This is a genomic window from Methylocystis heyeri (genome assembly GCF_004802635.2).
Taxonomy (GTDB): Bacteria; Pseudomonadota; Alphaproteobacteria; order Rhizobiales; family Beijerinckiaceae; genus Methylocystis; species Methylocystis heyeri.
Window position 1 is genome coordinate 3,045,501 of sequence record NZ_CP046052.1, and the last position, 14,885, is coordinate 3,060,385.

Consider the following 14,885-nt stretch of genomic DNA (forward strand, 5'->3'; position numbering starts at 1 on the left):
GCAGGATTGCGTCCGGCGGACGTTTCAAACCAGAATTTCCGACCTGCCGAAGAGAAGCTCCGCGTCGCCCTGCAGCTCAGCCTTCATGGCGGCGATGAACTTGTCGATTTCGCGGATATACGGGTCGTTCTCCGAGGGACTCAGCGCCAGCAGATGTTTGATCCACGGCTCGCGCCCGACGGCGTAGACGAACGCTCTTTTGCACTGGACGGACCGCGCGAGAGTCAGGGCTTTGGCGGCGTCGCAGCCGTTCGAGCGGCGGCTCTGGTCGTGGCGACGCTCCGATTTGAGCGGCAGCATCGGACCATAAACCCAGGACAAGGGCGCCCCGACGCATTCCATGCCGACGAACAGCACGCCGATCGGGCCGGCCAATCTCAGGATCGGCTCATAGATCGCACAGTCGAGACAATTGGAGTCCGCAGCGAACAGAATCGATTGCGACGCCGCCTCGATCAGATAAGCGGATTTCGCAGCAGGCAGATCATTGTGTTCGCCGAGGAAGGGGATGGCCACGATCCGGCCGCCTTCGAAGACGATCTCGTCGAAGCAATCCACTTCGCGGACATTTCTGAACCCGAGATTTTCGGCGAGCAGCCGCAGCGAAAAATCCGCATAAAAGGTTCCCGAATTCCTGGGAACCACGAGCGTTCCGATCCTGTGCCGCAATCGCAACAGGGTCTCGACGACGAAGTGGTCATGGTGGCCGTGCGTGACCAGAGCATAGTCGATGCGGTGGGGAAGATCGGCCCAGCTGAAACGCTCGACCTTCGCTTCGCGGGGGACGCTCGCGACCAGCGGGTCGACCAGGATTGCAATGTCGCGGGTCTCGACCAAAACGCAGGCGTGGCCGAAGTAGCGGATCCGCACGCCCTCCCCGCGCCATTTGGGATCGGGCTTTCCCCGGCTTTCCTCGAGCAACGGCGCCAGCGCGCCGTTCGCCGCTGCTTCACCGCCGAGCAGTTCCAAGATCGCCTCATAACCGGCGGGTTCGACGTCGAGACGAAAAAGATCGTCGAGCCTCGCGTCGGCGAAGGAAATTCGCCAGTCGAACACCCCCGCGCCATCAAGCCGCGGGGTGCTCATATAGTAGGGACGGTCGTCGTCGCTCTGCAGATCGAACAGACGCAGAGATTGCTGCTCCGGCTTATAGTAGCGGCTCTTATAGAGGGCGCCCTCGAGGCAGCGCACGATCGGATTGTTCAGATAGTCGTAAAAAAGCTCGACATGCCCCCGCAAAGGCGCAGGCAGGCTGGCGTAGCGTTCTTCGAGGCTCTCGCCTTTCGCTTCTTGCGCCAGGCTCCGGCTGAACTGGAGCAGCGCCTCTGCGAATTCGATATTGTCCTTCATGGCGCCGAGCGTCGTCTCGAGCAGCGTCTTCAGCCTTCCGGATTCGTGTGCCGGATGGTCGATGAACGGTCCGCCGAGGAGGCGTGGATTTTTAGACGCCAGTTCGTGCTGCCGTGGATTGTCGAGAAAGGATTGCAGCACGTCGATCTGATAGTTGGCGAGATGCAGGCTGTGCGCGACCGGCGCCAGAGTATGAGGCCACGCCGGCCAGCGCGCGACCAGCGGTTCGATGCACGCGCTGGCGGACAGCATGAAGCCGAGGCCGTCAGACATCGAAGCCTCCGCTTCGCGCCATCTGTACAGATTCGGTTTCATTCGGCCGCAGCAGCGCGTCGAATTCCTCGCTCGGCAGCGTCTTGTCGCCGGCGATCCGCACCACCTCCCGTGAAAATTCGGCGAGCGACGCCGCATCGAAAAGGATGGTCACAGGGATTTCGGCTTCGAACAGCTGCTGCACGCGCGCTATGACCTGTATCGCCGACAGCGAGGCGCCGCCGATGTCGAAGAAATTGTCGCTCGCCTCGACGCGATCGACGCCCAGGACATCCTGCCAGATCTCGGCGAACAGCAACTCGATGTCGTCCAGCGGACCTCCGTCCTGCAGCTTGGCGGGCGGCTCCGTCTCGAACTCGGACAGAGCGGCGCGACTGATTTTCCCGTTGGGAAGCCGGGGGAGGCTCGGGACGACGACGACGCGCTCGGGAACCATATAGGCCGGCAACGTCTGCGAAAGACGTCCCTTGAGATCTCCCTCAAGATTCTGCGTATCCTTCGCGAGAACGGCGAAGGCGACGAGGCGCGGGCTCCCGCGCCTGTCGACGCGCGCGACGACGACGGCTTCCATCACCGCGGAATCGCGCAGGAGGGCCGCCTCGATTTCACGCGGCTCCACGCGATAGCCGCTGATCTTGACCAGATCGTCGATTCGTCCCAGGAATTCGATCCTGCCGTCGGCGTCGACGCGCCCCATGTCGCCGCTTTTGAAAAGTCGCGCGCCGCTTCCGGCGAAAGGGTTTGGAATGAAACGCTCCGCGGTCAGATCCGGCGCGTTGCGATAGCCGCGCGCAACGCCCTCTCCTCCGAGCCACAGCTCTCCCGGCGTCCCGGTCGGCGCGAGGTCGCCGTTCGGTCCGACGCAATAGATTTGCGCCCCTGGAATCGGCTGGCCGATCGGAACGGTGTGCGATCCGGGCGCGGAAAGAGTGTCCGCCGAGGCCCAGACGGTCGTTTCGGAAGGGCCATATTCATTATGGAGCCGGACCTGCGGCAGCTGCTGGAAATGCCGCAGGGCCACCTCCGCCTTGCACTCCTCGCCGGCGACGATGACGCTGCGCAGAGATGCGCAGCTGCGTATTGCGGAAAGTTCGAGCAGCGCGAAATACATGGACGGAAGCGCGAGCAGGTGGGAGATCGAATGGCGCTCGATGAGCCGCAGCAGCGCCAGGGGATCGCGCCGCGTCCTTTCGTCGGGGATGCAGAGAATCCCTCCGTCGGCGAGCGTCCAGAAGAGGCCGGCGACGGAACTGTCGAAGGCGATCGACGACAGCAGCAGAAAGGCGCCGACGGGCTCGCGATAATAATGGCGCCGCGCGAGAGTCGAGGCGACGGCGTTGCGGTGCGAGACCATCACGCCTTTGGGCTGGCCGGTCGAGCCTGAGGTATAGACGATATAGGCGAGATTGTCCGGACCGACCGAAGACTCCGGCTCCAACTGCGGCATCTGATCGAGGATTTCGTCGTCGTCGAGCAGCACGATCGGCGCAGAGAGCGAAGGCAGAGCCGCCGCGGACGTCCGCATCGAAACGATCGCAGCGGCTCGGCAGTCCTCCATCATGAAGTCTATGCGAGCGGCGGGATAGGACGGATCAATCGGAACATAAGCGCCGCCGGCCTTCAGAACGCCGAGGATCGCGACGATCGCCTGGATCGAGGGTTCTACGAACACGCCTACCGCAACATCCGGTCCAACCCCGAGGCCCATGAGCCGATGCGCAAGCTGGTTGGCGCGCGCGCCAAGCTCGGCGTAGGAAAGCCGCTCTGCGTCGCATACGACGGCTGCGGCGTCGCCTTTCGCCGATGCGTCGACGAGATCGTGCAGGATCGCCCGCGGCGCGACCGTAGCCAGCCCCGATTGCGCCGCGGCGAGAATACGTCCTTCCTCGGCCTTGGTCAGCCGCGAGACGCAGCCGATCGGCTGCGCCGGATCATCGAGCAGATTGCCGAGATAGGATTCGAAGTTCGAAGCGAGCCTCGCGATCGTCGATCGATCGAAGAGATCAGCGTCATATTCGAACCGCGCCTTCAGCCGATCCGGCTCTTCGAAAACATGCAGCACGAGATCGAAGGCCGCGGCCGCGGCGTCCGTCTCCGCGACGGTCATCGCAACGCCCGGCAGCTCCAGTCTTTCTGCGGGAAGATTATGGAGGACGAAGGCGATCTGGAAGAGCGGGTTGTGGCCGAGGTCGCGTTTCGGGGCGAGTTCCTCGACGATCCTTTCGAAGGGCGCATCCTGATTGGCCTGCGCGTCGACAGCGATCTCATGAACGCGCGCGAGCAGCGTTTCGAACGAGGGGCCGCCGGCCATGTCGGCGCGAAGCACGAGCACGTTCGTAAAGAAGCCGACCAGTTTTTCGAGTTCCTGGCGCGTGCGATAGGCGATCGTCGTTCCGACCGCAAAGTCGCTCTGCCCGGTGACCTGGAACAGAAAAGCGAAAAAACCCGATAGCAGCGTGACGAAGAGAGTCGTATTCGCCCGGCGGGCCAGCTCCGAGAGCCTCGCCTGCGCTTCCGGCGCGAGGCTGAAGGAATGCGACGCGCCCCGGCGCCGCTGCGCAGCGCTGCGCGGCCTATCGGTCGGCAGGGTCGAATACTGCGGCAATGACGCCAGCTGGCGCCTCCAATAGGCGATCTGCCCTTTGCCGATCTCGCTGTCGACGAGTCGGCGCTGCCAATGCGCGAAGTCCGCATATTGAACAGGCAGCGGCGCCAGCGGCGATCCCCCGCCCGAGAGGAAGGACTTATACAGAGCGGTGATCTCCCGGATCATCAGCACGCTCGACCAGCCGTCCCAGACGATGTGATGGATGGTCAGAAGAAGCGCGTGGCGGTTCGGTCCGAGCGCCGCCAGCGTCGCCCGCATCAAGGGAGGCTTCGCCAGGTCGAAGGGCTTGCGCGCCTCGGCTGCGACCAGCGCCGAGAGCTCCGTCTCCCGCTCCGGCTCCGACAAATGCCGGAGGTCGATCCGCGCGAACGCCAATTCAGCCTGCGGAGCGATCGACTGTCGCCAGACGCCGCTCCACTGTGCGTAGCTGGAGCGCAGGACTTCATGCCGTCGGATCATTTCGTTCAGACCGGCTTCGAGCGCCCCCCGATCGAGCGCCCCGTCGAACTTCACGAGCAGGGGGATGTGAAACAGCGTGGCGTCGGGCTCCAGAAGGAGCTGGAACAGGATGCGTTCCTGCCCGAACGACACGGGATTTTCCCCCGCCGGGCGATGCGCGATACGGGCGCCCACGGCGTTTTCCGCGCCGCGCCCGGAAAGGCGCATCCGCAACAGATCCAGCTTCGCCGCCGACAGCTTGCTTCTGGCGTCCATCGCCGCGATGTCCAGCTTGCTTTGCATTTCCGCTCCTCGGTCAGTCGCTCGAAGCCTTGGCCGCAAAGTCCTGCTCCGGCTGCGCCGACGCGCCCAGGATTTGCGCTCGAAGCGCCGCGGCCTCCGCTTCGTCGAGCGCTTCCAGCTCCGCAATCAGCGCCGCCTCGATGCGCGGAGCGAGCAGTGAAATCGTCGGCGCGTCGAAAATGCCGCGCAATGGCAGCTCGACGCCGAAGGCGGCCTGGATGCGCGAGCGGACTTGAATCGCAGACAAGGAATGTCCCCCGAGCTCGAAGAAATTGTCCTCGACGCCGACGCGCGTCGCGCCCAGAATCTCGGTCCAGATTCTGCAGAGAGCTTCTTCGGTGTCGTTGCGCGGCGCGACATAGGCGTCGAGCGGCGCGCTGTCGGCGTCATCCGCCGGCAGTCTCGCGCGGTCGATCTTGCCGTTCGGCGTCAGCGGCATCGCCTCGAGCAGGATGAACGCCGATGGAACCATGTGATGCGGAAGGCGCGCCAGCACATGCTCGCGCAGCTCCATCGGCGCGAATGCGCCTCCTACGACATAAGCGACGAGGCGGTTCACGCCCTTCGACACGGGGCGCGCCATGACGCAGGCCTGCTTGACCTTCGGGTGCAGCAGCAGGCAGGCTTCGATTTCTCCCGGCTCGATCCGGAAGCCGCGAATCTTGACCTGGTGATCGACGCGCCCGAGGAACTCGAGAACCCCGTCGGCGCGCCATCGCCCGAGATCGCCGGTGCGATAGAGTCGCGAGGCGGGGGCGCCGAAAGGATCCGGCAGAAAGGCCGCCGCCGTAAGATCCGGCCGATGAAGATAGCCGCGCCCGACCTGCACGCCCGCGACGCAAATCTCCCCGGGCGCGCCGATGGGCGCGGGCATGAACCAACGGTTGAGAATATAGAGCCGGGCGTTGTCCACGGGGCGTCCGATCGGCACGCTGAGTTCATTGCCCGAGGGCGCTTCCAAAACCGGATGATAGGAGACGTCGTCCGAACACTCGGCCGGCCCATAAGCATTGAGAAGCCGCACCTCGGGGTATCGCTCCATGAAGCGCCGGCAGAGTTCCGGCGTGAACGCCTCGCCGCAGGGCAGAAGCCAGCGCAGCCCTTCCAGACCCGATCGCGATTCCGAGGCGTCGAGCAACGCCTGGATCATCGACGGCACCGCCTCGAGTATCGTGACGCCGCGTCGGGAGATTTCGTCGAGCAGCCGGCGGGGGTCTTGCGAAATCTCGTCGGGAATGACCTGGACGCGCCCGCCGAGCGTCAGCGCGGTGAGAAACTGCCAGATCGAAATGTCGAAACATTGCGACGCCGTCTGGGCGATCACGTCTTTCGAGGTCAGTGCGAGCGCCGGGACCTTGGTGATGAGATTGTTGAACATCCCGCGATGTTCGATCGTGGCTCCCTTGGGTTTCCCGGTCGAGCCGGAGGTGAAGATCACGACGGCGACGTTCTGCGAAGCGTGACGCCGCGCCGGATTCCGGCGCCCCGCGCCGTGAGACGCGAGCGGCCGGATCTCCAGCAGCCGCAGGTCGAGCCGGAACGGTTCGGCGACGACGGTTTGCGCGCGTTCGAGGAATTGCGCGCCGCAAAGCATGACGCCGGGTTTCGATTCGCTGAGAACCTGGCGGATGCGTGCGTCGGGATGCGCGGGGTCGAGCGGAAGATAGCCGGCGCCGGCCTTGAAGACGCCGAGCATCGCAGCGAGGAAGTCGGTCCCCCGTCCGTCGAAGAGCGCGACGATGTGATCGGGGCCCACCCCCGCCTCGATCAGCGCCTGCGCAATGTCGTTTGCTCTGGCGTTGAGCTCGGCATAGTCGGTCGTCGCATCGCCACAGGCGACGGCGACGGCGTCGGGCGTGAGCAAGACCTGACGCTCGAACCGCCCGAGGAGATCACGCGGCTCTGCGTAATCATGGTCCGTCTGGTTCCAGTCTTCGATGAGCAGACGCTGTTCGTCTTCGCCGGGCGGAGCAATGTCGCAGACCCGCGCTTGAGGATCGGCGGTCATCCGTTCGAGGAGGAGGCGGTAATGCGCCAGCAGCCGTTCCGCGGTCGCTCGATCGTAGCGCGCGCGGGAATAGGTCAGCTGTACATGCAGCCTCGGTCCCGGAATGACGACGAAGGTCAGCGGATAATTGGTGTGGGTGCGATGCCAGGATTCGGTAAAGCGCCAGTCGCCGCCGTCTTCGAGCAGGCTCCAGTCGATGGGAGCGTTCTCGAAGGTCAGGAGACATTGGAACAGATCGACGCCGCGAGGGACATCGCTCCATTTCTGCACCTCGGTCAGCGACGCGTATTCATAGTCCCGGATCGCGTAGTTCTGCGCGAGCACGCGCTGCAGCAGCGCGGGCAACCGCTCGCTCATGTCTATCGCAACCCGCAGCGGCAGGCAGTTGATGAAGAGACCCAGCATCGTCTCGACGCCTGCGAGTTCCGGCGGCCTCCCGGACACCGTGACGCCAAAGACGACCTCCTCCTGGTTCGCATAATAGGCGAGCAGCAGCGCGAGCGCCGTCTGCGCGAAAGTGTTCGGCGTCACGCGCAGCCGCGCCGCCGCCTCCTTCAATCGCGCCGTGTCGGTCGCGGACAGATGGACGACGAGGTCTTCCACCTCCTCCTCGTCGCTTTCCTCCGCTCCGGCGGGCGCGGCTCCGATCAAGGGCGTCGGCTCGCAGAAACCCTCCAGATTGCGCCGCCAGAAGAATTCTGCCGCCTGCAGATCCTGCCTGCCGAGCCAGCCGATATAATCCGCGAAATTCGGACGGCTCGGCCCGGCCGGCGCCGCACCGGCGGCGAGCGCGCGATAATTTTGCTGCAACCCTTTCAGGATGAGCGAAGTGCACCAGGCGTCGAACAATATGTGATGATGGCTTCGGATCAGCAGATAACGACGCTCGGCGAACCTGACGAGACGGATATGCAGCAGCGGGGCTTTCGCCGGATCGAAGCCGTTGCGCCGCTCTTTAGCGAGCAGATCGTCGAGCCGCTCCTCTTGCGCCGCCGCGCTATCGCCACGCAGATCGAGAAAGTCGAACGGCAGATCGACGCGCTCATGCACGAGCTGCAGACATTTCGGGACGTTCTCCCAGGCGAAGGAGGTCCTGAAAATCGGGTGCGCATCTACGAGCGCCTGCCAGGCAGCCCTGAAAGTCCCGACATCGACATCACCCTCGATCCAATAGCGATGCTGCATGACGTATACGCCGGAATTCGGCCGGGAGAGCGTGTGAAACAGCAGCCCTTCCTGCAGCGTCGTCGCCGGATAGACGCATTCGAAGACTTCCGACCCGGCCGGCTGCATTACGAGCGGGGCGTCATTGCCCGAAGCGTCGACGTCGCGCTGGGGCGCTTCGTCGGCGGCGGCGATCGCGGCCGCGAGCTCGGCGATGGTCTGATGACGGAAGATTTGCTGGGGCGACAGCCGCAGGCCGTTCGCGATGGCGCGGCTCGCGGCCTGGATGCTCAAAATGGAATCGCCTCCGAGCGCAAAGAAGCCGTCGTCTATGCCGACTGTCTCGACGCCGAGCAGAGCGGCGTAGATGGCGGCGAGCCGGGCTTCCACATCGTTGCGCGGCGCGCGGTAGGTCTCGCCGGCGTGCGCCGTGCGGTCCGGCGCCGGCAGACGCTTGCGGTCGATCTTGCCGTTCGGCGTCATCGGCAAGGCGTCGACAAAGACATAGGTCGAAGGGGCCAGATAATCCGGCAGCGTCTGCCGCAGGAATGCATGCAGAGCCTGACGAGATGGCGCGGCGCCGATCTTGCCCACGATGAATGCGGCGAGCGCAACCCTGCCCTTTCCCGCCTCAATGGGAGTAACCGCGGCGCCCGCGACTCCGGCATGCGCCTTGAGCCGCGCCTCCGCTTCTTCCGGTTCGACGCGGAAGCCACGGATTTTCAGCTGGGAATCGATGCGCCCCAGAAACCGCATCGCGCCATCGTCCGTCAGGATACCGAGGTCGCCGGTCCGGTAGAGGCGCGCGCCGGGCGGACCATAGGGGTCGGGCAGGAAGCGCTCCGCAGTCAAATCCGGGCGCCCGACATAGCCCTGCGCCAGTCCCGCGCCGCCGAGGCAAATCTCGCCGCCGACTCCGCGCGGCGTCGGCGTCAGGTCCGGTCCGAGCAGGATTGCTCGCTTATTCTCGAGTGGGCGTCCGATGGGGGCGCTCTCCCATTCCTCGACCGTGCAGTCGTTCAAGCTCAGCGGCGTCATGAGCGCGCCGACGGTCGTTTCGGTCGGGCCGTAGTGATTGAACAGGCGAAGCGCGCCATATCCCCGCACCGCGCGTGAAAACACGCGTTTGACCAAAGCGAGCGGCAACGCCTCGCCGCCGAAGATCAGAGCCTTTCGCGGCAGAGCCGATAGCCTCGCGTCGGCGTCGGTCAGGGCGGCGAAGTGCGAAGGCGTGATCTTCAGCACATCGATGCGATGGCGCTCCAGATAGGCGGCGAAGAGGAGCGGGTCGGTCGCCTCGTCGTCGTCGAGCAAATGCAGGCTTCCGCCGAGCGCCAGACACGGGAAGAGCGCGGTATGCCCGAGATCGGCGGCAAGCGTCGACACGAGCGCGAATCGCAGACCAGGCTCGTCGAGACGATCGACGATCGACGCCGTGTAGTTCGCGAGCCCGCCATGCGTGACGGCGACGCCTTTGGGTTCTCCTGTCGAGCCGGAAGTGAAAATCACATAGGCGAGATCCGCCGCTCCGATCTCCACTCTCGGCGGCCATGAAGGCTCGGCGTCGAGGTCGGCCGCTATATCTTCGAGGACGATCGGTTGTGCGCCCGCCACGGCCGCTTCGGCGAGCCATTCTCTCGAGCCACATAGGAAGCGGGCCGAAGCGAGCCGCAACATGGCGGCGACCCGCGCCGGCGGATGGTCGGGTTCGATCGAAACATAGGCGACGCCCGCCTTCAGCGCCGCGACGATCGCAACGATCGTGTCGATCGAACGCGTCGCGCAAATGCCGATCGGCTCGCCGCGCTCGACGCCCCGGCGCCGAAAATAATGCGCCATGCGGTTCGTGCGGTCTTCTAATTCGGCGTAGGTCAAGCTTGCGTCCGGGCCGACGATCGCGGCATCCCGAGGCGATCCGCCCGCGACCCGGGACAGCGACGACGGAATGAAGACGGCGTCCGAGAGGCTTCTCTGCGTCCCGCGCAGGATCGAAAGCCGCTCCCCCGGCAAGCAGCGGAACAGCGCGCCGATCGGCGTCTGCGGCGATGCGACGATGCGCTCGAGAAGCACACGAAAATCTTCGGCGAGGCGCGCAATCGTCTCCTCGAAGAACAGCTCTCTGCGATATTGGAACGAAAGGACGAGACCGCCGTCGGAAGAGATCGCGGCCATCAGCTTCAGATCGAAACGTTCGACGCGCCGGTCGATCGCAACCCCGTTGATCGTGAGGTCGGCGAAGGCGAAGGGGGCCGTGCCTTCGCCGAGAGCAAGCTCCGCAAATTGCGCAAGCTCTGTCTCCTGCGCCTGCTGCAGAACGAAGAAGGTCTGGAAGATCGGCCACTGGCCTTCGCAGCGGTCTGGACGCAGGCGCTCGACCAGCGTCGAAAACGGAAAGTCCTGATGGTCGAGCGCCTCGGCGACGCAACGTCGCACATCCTGCAGATAATCGACAAAAGGCGCATCGCCGCGAAGCCTGGTCCGCAGGGCCAGCGGATTGACCAGATTCCCCACGAGAGACGAGAAGCGGCCCTGGCCGCGGCCGCTCGCCGCCGTTCCCACGACGATCTCGTCCTGGTTCGTGTAGCGGCGCAGCAGCGTCTTGTAGATCGCGAGCAGAACCACGAACAGCGTCGCGCCTTGCTCGCGCCCGAACTCCCTGAGGCGCGTGGCGCAATCGGAATCGAGCCGCAGCGCGACCGCCCCGCCGGCGGCGCCCGGCGAGGCTGGACGTCGCCGGTCGTAGGGAAGCGCCAGCATCGGCGGCTCGGCCGTCAGCCGATCTCGCCAATAGTCCCAGTCCCGGGAGGCTGCGTCGCTTGCGAGATAGCGCTTCTGCCGGCTTACGAAGTCGTAGTAGTCCGCCTGGGGAGACGGAAATTGCGAAGGCTCGCCTGCGCGCGCCGCCCGATAGGCCGCTTCGAACTCCTTGAGGAAGACAATCAGCGACCACAGATCCGCGACGATGTGGTGAGCGCAGAGCAGCGCCGTGGCGCTGGCCTCCGACCGTCGATATAAGGCCACCTTCAAGAGCGGCCCCTGCTCGATATCGAAGCCTCGAGCGGCGCGATCGCCCATCTCCGCCTGCAAGGCGTCATCGCTCCAGCCCCGCGCGTCGATGATCGCGAAGCCGCTCTGACGCGACGCATGCGGACGCTGAACGGGACCGCTCGCGCCCTCGTGACAGGTCATGCGCAGGGCGGCGTGCCGTTCGACCATCAAGTCGAACGCATGCGCAAAGGCTTTCGCGTCCAACGGACCGCGAATATCGAAAGCGAGGTGCAGATTGTAGGCGTTGCTGTGCGGCTCCAGCCGATGCGTCGTCCAGATCGCCCGCTGCGCGAGCGACAGGGGGAAACCTTCGGCGCCTGCAGCGGCGCTCTCGGCCGCCGTGGCGCAAGGAGGCGCCTGAGTCGCCGCCTCCGCGATCTCGACGATCGTTCCGTCGGTCAGGAGAGGCGACAGGGGCGTCTCGACGCAGAGCGCCGCGTCGAGCGCGTGTTTGAGCTCCAGGGCCCGCAGCGAGTCTAGGCCAAGGGACGTCAGCCGCGAACCGGGCCCGAGCTCCGACTCCGCAATCCCCAATAGCCTCGCGGCCTGTGAAATCAGGAAGCCCGTGGTCAATTGCATGCGCTGCGGCGGCGCCAGCAATGTCAGCGCCTGCTGCAGCATCGCCTGCGCGCCCGACGCGCGCGCGCTCGGGCGTTCCGTCGGCGCCGCGGCGCCGCTGCGCGCCAGCACGGGCCATCGCCCTTCGAGATATTCCCGCCGGCATTGGGCGCGGCGGATTTTACCGCTCGACGTGCGCGGGATGGCGCCGGCCCGCACGAGCACGATTTCGTGCGGCGCGATTTCGCATTCGGCGGCGAGGCTATCGCGAATCTGCGCGAGCAGGGCGTTCGCGCCTGCGCTCTCCAGCGTCTGCGCGGCCTGGCGTTCCAGCTCGGCGACGATGACGACCGATTCCCGTTCGTCGATCGTGACGGAGAAAGCCCCGCTGCAACCGGGCCGCACCGCATCGATCGAATCATCGAGCACGCGCTCGAAATCCTGGGGATAGTAATTGCGCCCGGCGACGATGATGAGATCCTTGAGCCGCCCCGTGACATAGAGCTCGTCGTCGTCGATAAAGCCCAGATCTCCGGTTCGCAGATATTCGTCGGCGTCTTCGCCGACGATCCGCGCAGAAAAGACGTTCGCCGTTTCTTCGGGCCTTCGCCAATAGCCTGCGGCGACGCTCGGACCCGCACACCAGATTTCGCCGACTTCCCCATCCCTGCTGGGCCGACGGCTGTCGGGATCGACGATGCGCAGCCGATGGCCTCGCCAAGGACGTCCGCATCCGACCAGCGCCGCGGCGTCGCGACCCTCGGCCGGCAATATCCGGTTTCTTTCGAGCGCCTCTCGCTCGACATGACGCACCGCAGGCGCCTCGCCGCGCACCGGCGCGGTGACGACGAGCGTTCCCTCCGCGAGGCCGAAGCAGGGGAGAAAGGCCTCTCTCCTGAAACCGCATTCGGCAAAGGCCTCGGCGAAACGATCGAGCGTTGCGGCGCGCACCGGTTCGGCTCCGCTGAATGCGACTTTCCAGCAGCTCAGATCGAGATCCCGCTTCTGCTCGCGCGTCACCTTGCGCACGCAGAGGTCGTAGGCGAAATTTGGCCCGCCGCTGGTATGAGCTCCGCACGCCGCGATCGCCTGCAGCCAACGCGCCGGCTTTTCCAGGAAGGCGAGCGGCGACATCAGATGAGCGGCGGCCCCGACGAAGAGGGGCTGCAGAACGTTCCCGATGAGCCCCATGTCGTGATGGAGGGGCAGCCAGCCGACGAGGTTCGATCGGCGGGTGTGATGAAAACTGTCCCTGATGACCTGCTGGTTGGCGACGAGATTGCCATGGCTGACCATGACGCCGCGCGGATCGCCCGTAGAGCCGGAGGTATATTGCAGGAATGCGATGCAGTCCGGGGTCGCCTCATAGGGCGTCCAATCATCCGCCTCAGCGGAATCGACGGCATCGGTGGCGAGCCAGGGAAGAGCATTCGCGTCGAAACGGCAGCCCGGATCGGCGCCGAAGCGATCGCGAAGCTCGGCGATCGTCAGAATGGCCGCCGGCTCCGCGTCGTCCATGATGGCGTGCAGACGCTGGCGATGATGGCCGGCCGGCGGATAGGCCGGCGCTGCGATCACGCCGGCGTAAAGACAACCGAAGAACGCCTCGATATAATCGAGTCCCGCCGGATAGAGCAGCATGACGCGGGCGCCGGGCGCCGTCGCGCGCGATTTTTGCAGGCGCGCCGCTATCGCGCGCGCGCGCCGATCGAGCGACGCAAATGTCAGACGCGCGGTTTCGCGCTCTCCGCGCGCGAGAAATACGAAGGCCGTGTCTTCGGCCTGAAGCGCAGCGCGCAATCGCAGCAAGGACGCGAGATCGACCGGGTTGCGCAACGCCATTTCATCTTCGACGTCCAGCGTGGCGAAGTTCGACATTTCTGCGTTCATCCTCACTGCAGGCCGACGCCGCGCCGCTCAGGAAATGTAGCTGAGATAGGAGCGGTAATAGGGAAAGAGCCTTTGCGCGGAGGCGCCCGTCCATAGCCCCAAGGCGATGATCGCGTTGTAATAGACGTTCTTCAAAGGCATGCCGCGCGCGGCCGCGAACACCCCCTGCGCCGCGCTCTCCCTGGTGTGCCAGTCGACGTTGAACGAGAGGGCGCAATCGAGGCCGCGCACATGGTGGAGCGTTCCCGGCGGCATATAGAGACAGTCTCCCGGCTCGACGACCACTTCCGCCGGTCTGGCGTGGCGATACAGCGGGAAACGTTCGTAATCGGGCTTCTCGACGTCGATCTCGCACCATCGCCAACGGCTCGGATAACAGTATTTCAGCTCGTCATGCGCAATGAGCACGAAGCGCTTGCGCCCCCTGATCTGAAAAAAGAGGTTATGGGTGAGCAGGCAGTCGAAGTGCAACGGCGTCAGGCTGTGCGTGGGCCCGAGGAACACTTGCGCAAATTGGGGCCAGCGCTCTCCGTACCACGCCGGAAAATAGTCGGTTGGAAATTGCTCGAGGTCCTCCTGCGCGTTCGGCAGCAGCGCTGTCAGCGGAATGTCATGGAGATAGGCCGGCGCCGACGGCCGGTCGGAGCCCGCGGACGCGGCATGCTTTTCGAAGGCTTCGAGCCCGTCGAGATAATCGTCGAGGCGCTGGTTCGTGACCTTGATGCCGGATTCGCTCAGCGTCTTGAGCGGCACGATACGGGCTTCCGCCCGCTCGCGCAGATGATCGAAATCCCAACGGGAGAGCGCCGAACTGCCCGCGAGCGCATTCTTCACGAGCACGGGCCTTCGTCTGGCGACATAGCTCTCCGCGAATTCCTCCGCGCCGAGGTTCTCGCGCCTGTCGACATTCAATTCCGCACTCATCCTACCCAACCTCCCGTCGGAAACACCGGCGTCTCTTCGATTCGCACTGCGCGGCGCGCGGCGCGTCAGCCCGCAACGCCTTCAGCTTCGGCCTCCCGCTCGGCCATCTGCTTGCGCAGGCTGAGCGGCCGCATGTCGGTCCAGACTTCCTTGATGTATTCGAGGCATTCAGCCTTGAGTCCGACCTTGCCGACGGCGCGCCATCCTGCCGGAATCTCTTTGTAGTCGGGCCAGATCGAATATTGTTCCTCGTGATTGACGACGACCTTGTACACGGCGGTTTCGTCTTCTTCCCAAGCCATGGGCTCGCTCCTCTCGATT

Annotated in this window: 5 protein-coding genes; all 5 read right to left on the bottom strand. The window is 64.9% G+C overall.

All coding sequences use genetic code 11. The annotated features are described in order from the left end of the window. Positions 1-24 precede the first annotated feature (24 nt). Complete coding sequence (locus tag H2LOC_RS13805; protein ID WP_136497564.1) at positions 25-1,623, bottom strand: MBL fold metallo-hydrolase; 1,599 nt, start codon at positions 1,621-1,623, stop codon at positions 25-27. Next, positions 1,616-4,972 carry a non-ribosomal peptide synthetase gene (locus tag H2LOC_RS13810; RefSeq protein ID WP_136497565.1) on the bottom strand — a complete coding sequence of 1,119 codons (3,357 nt, stop codon included), beginning with the start codon at positions 4,970-4,972 and terminating at the stop codon, positions 1,616-1,618. Before H2LOC_RS13810 ends, H2LOC_RS13805 begins: the two co-directional genes overlap by 8 nt. 13 nt (positions 4,973-4,985) lie before the next feature. Further along, positions 4,986-13,628 carry a non-ribosomal peptide synthetase gene (locus H2LOC_RS13815; RefSeq protein ID WP_162009770.1) on the bottom strand — a complete coding sequence of 2,881 codons (8,643 nt, stop codon included), beginning with the start codon at positions 13,626-13,628 and terminating at the stop codon, positions 4,986-4,988. 39 nt (positions 13,629-13,667) lie between these two features. Further along, positions 13,668-14,564: a cupin-like domain-containing protein gene (locus H2LOC_RS13820; protein ID WP_136497567.1), complete on the bottom strand. Its 897-nt coding sequence runs from the start codon at positions 14,562-14,564 to the stop codon at positions 13,668-13,670. Positions 14,565-14,629: 65 nt separating this feature from the next. Beyond that, positions 14,630-14,866: an MbtH family protein gene (locus tag H2LOC_RS13825; RefSeq protein WP_136497568.1), complete on the bottom strand. Its 237-nt coding sequence runs from the start codon at positions 14,864-14,866 to the stop codon at positions 14,630-14,632. Positions 14,867-14,885: the final 19 nt, after the last annotated feature.

What these genes read in the sequence shown, in the direction of transcription:
- H2LOC_RS13805 (WP_136497564.1), bottom strand. Translation starts at nt 1,623, where the DNA reads ATGTCTGACGGCCTCGGCTTCATGCTGTCCGCCAGCGCGTGCATCGAA.
- H2LOC_RS13810 (WP_136497565.1), bottom strand. Translation starts at nt 4,972, where the DNA reads ATGCAAAGCAAGCTGGACATCGCGGCGATGGACGCCAGAAGCAAGCTG.
- H2LOC_RS13815 (WP_162009770.1), bottom strand. Translation starts at nt 13,628, where the DNA reads ATGTCGAACTTCGCCACGCTGGACGTCGAAGATGAAATGGCGTTGCGC.
- H2LOC_RS13820 (WP_136497567.1), bottom strand. Translation starts at nt 14,564, where the DNA reads ATGAGTGCGGAATTGAATGTCGACAGGCGCGAGAACCTCGGCGCGGAG.
- H2LOC_RS13825 (WP_136497568.1), bottom strand. Translation starts at nt 14,866, where the DNA reads ATGGCTTGGGAAGAAGACGAAACCGCCGTGTACAAGGTCGTCGTCAAT.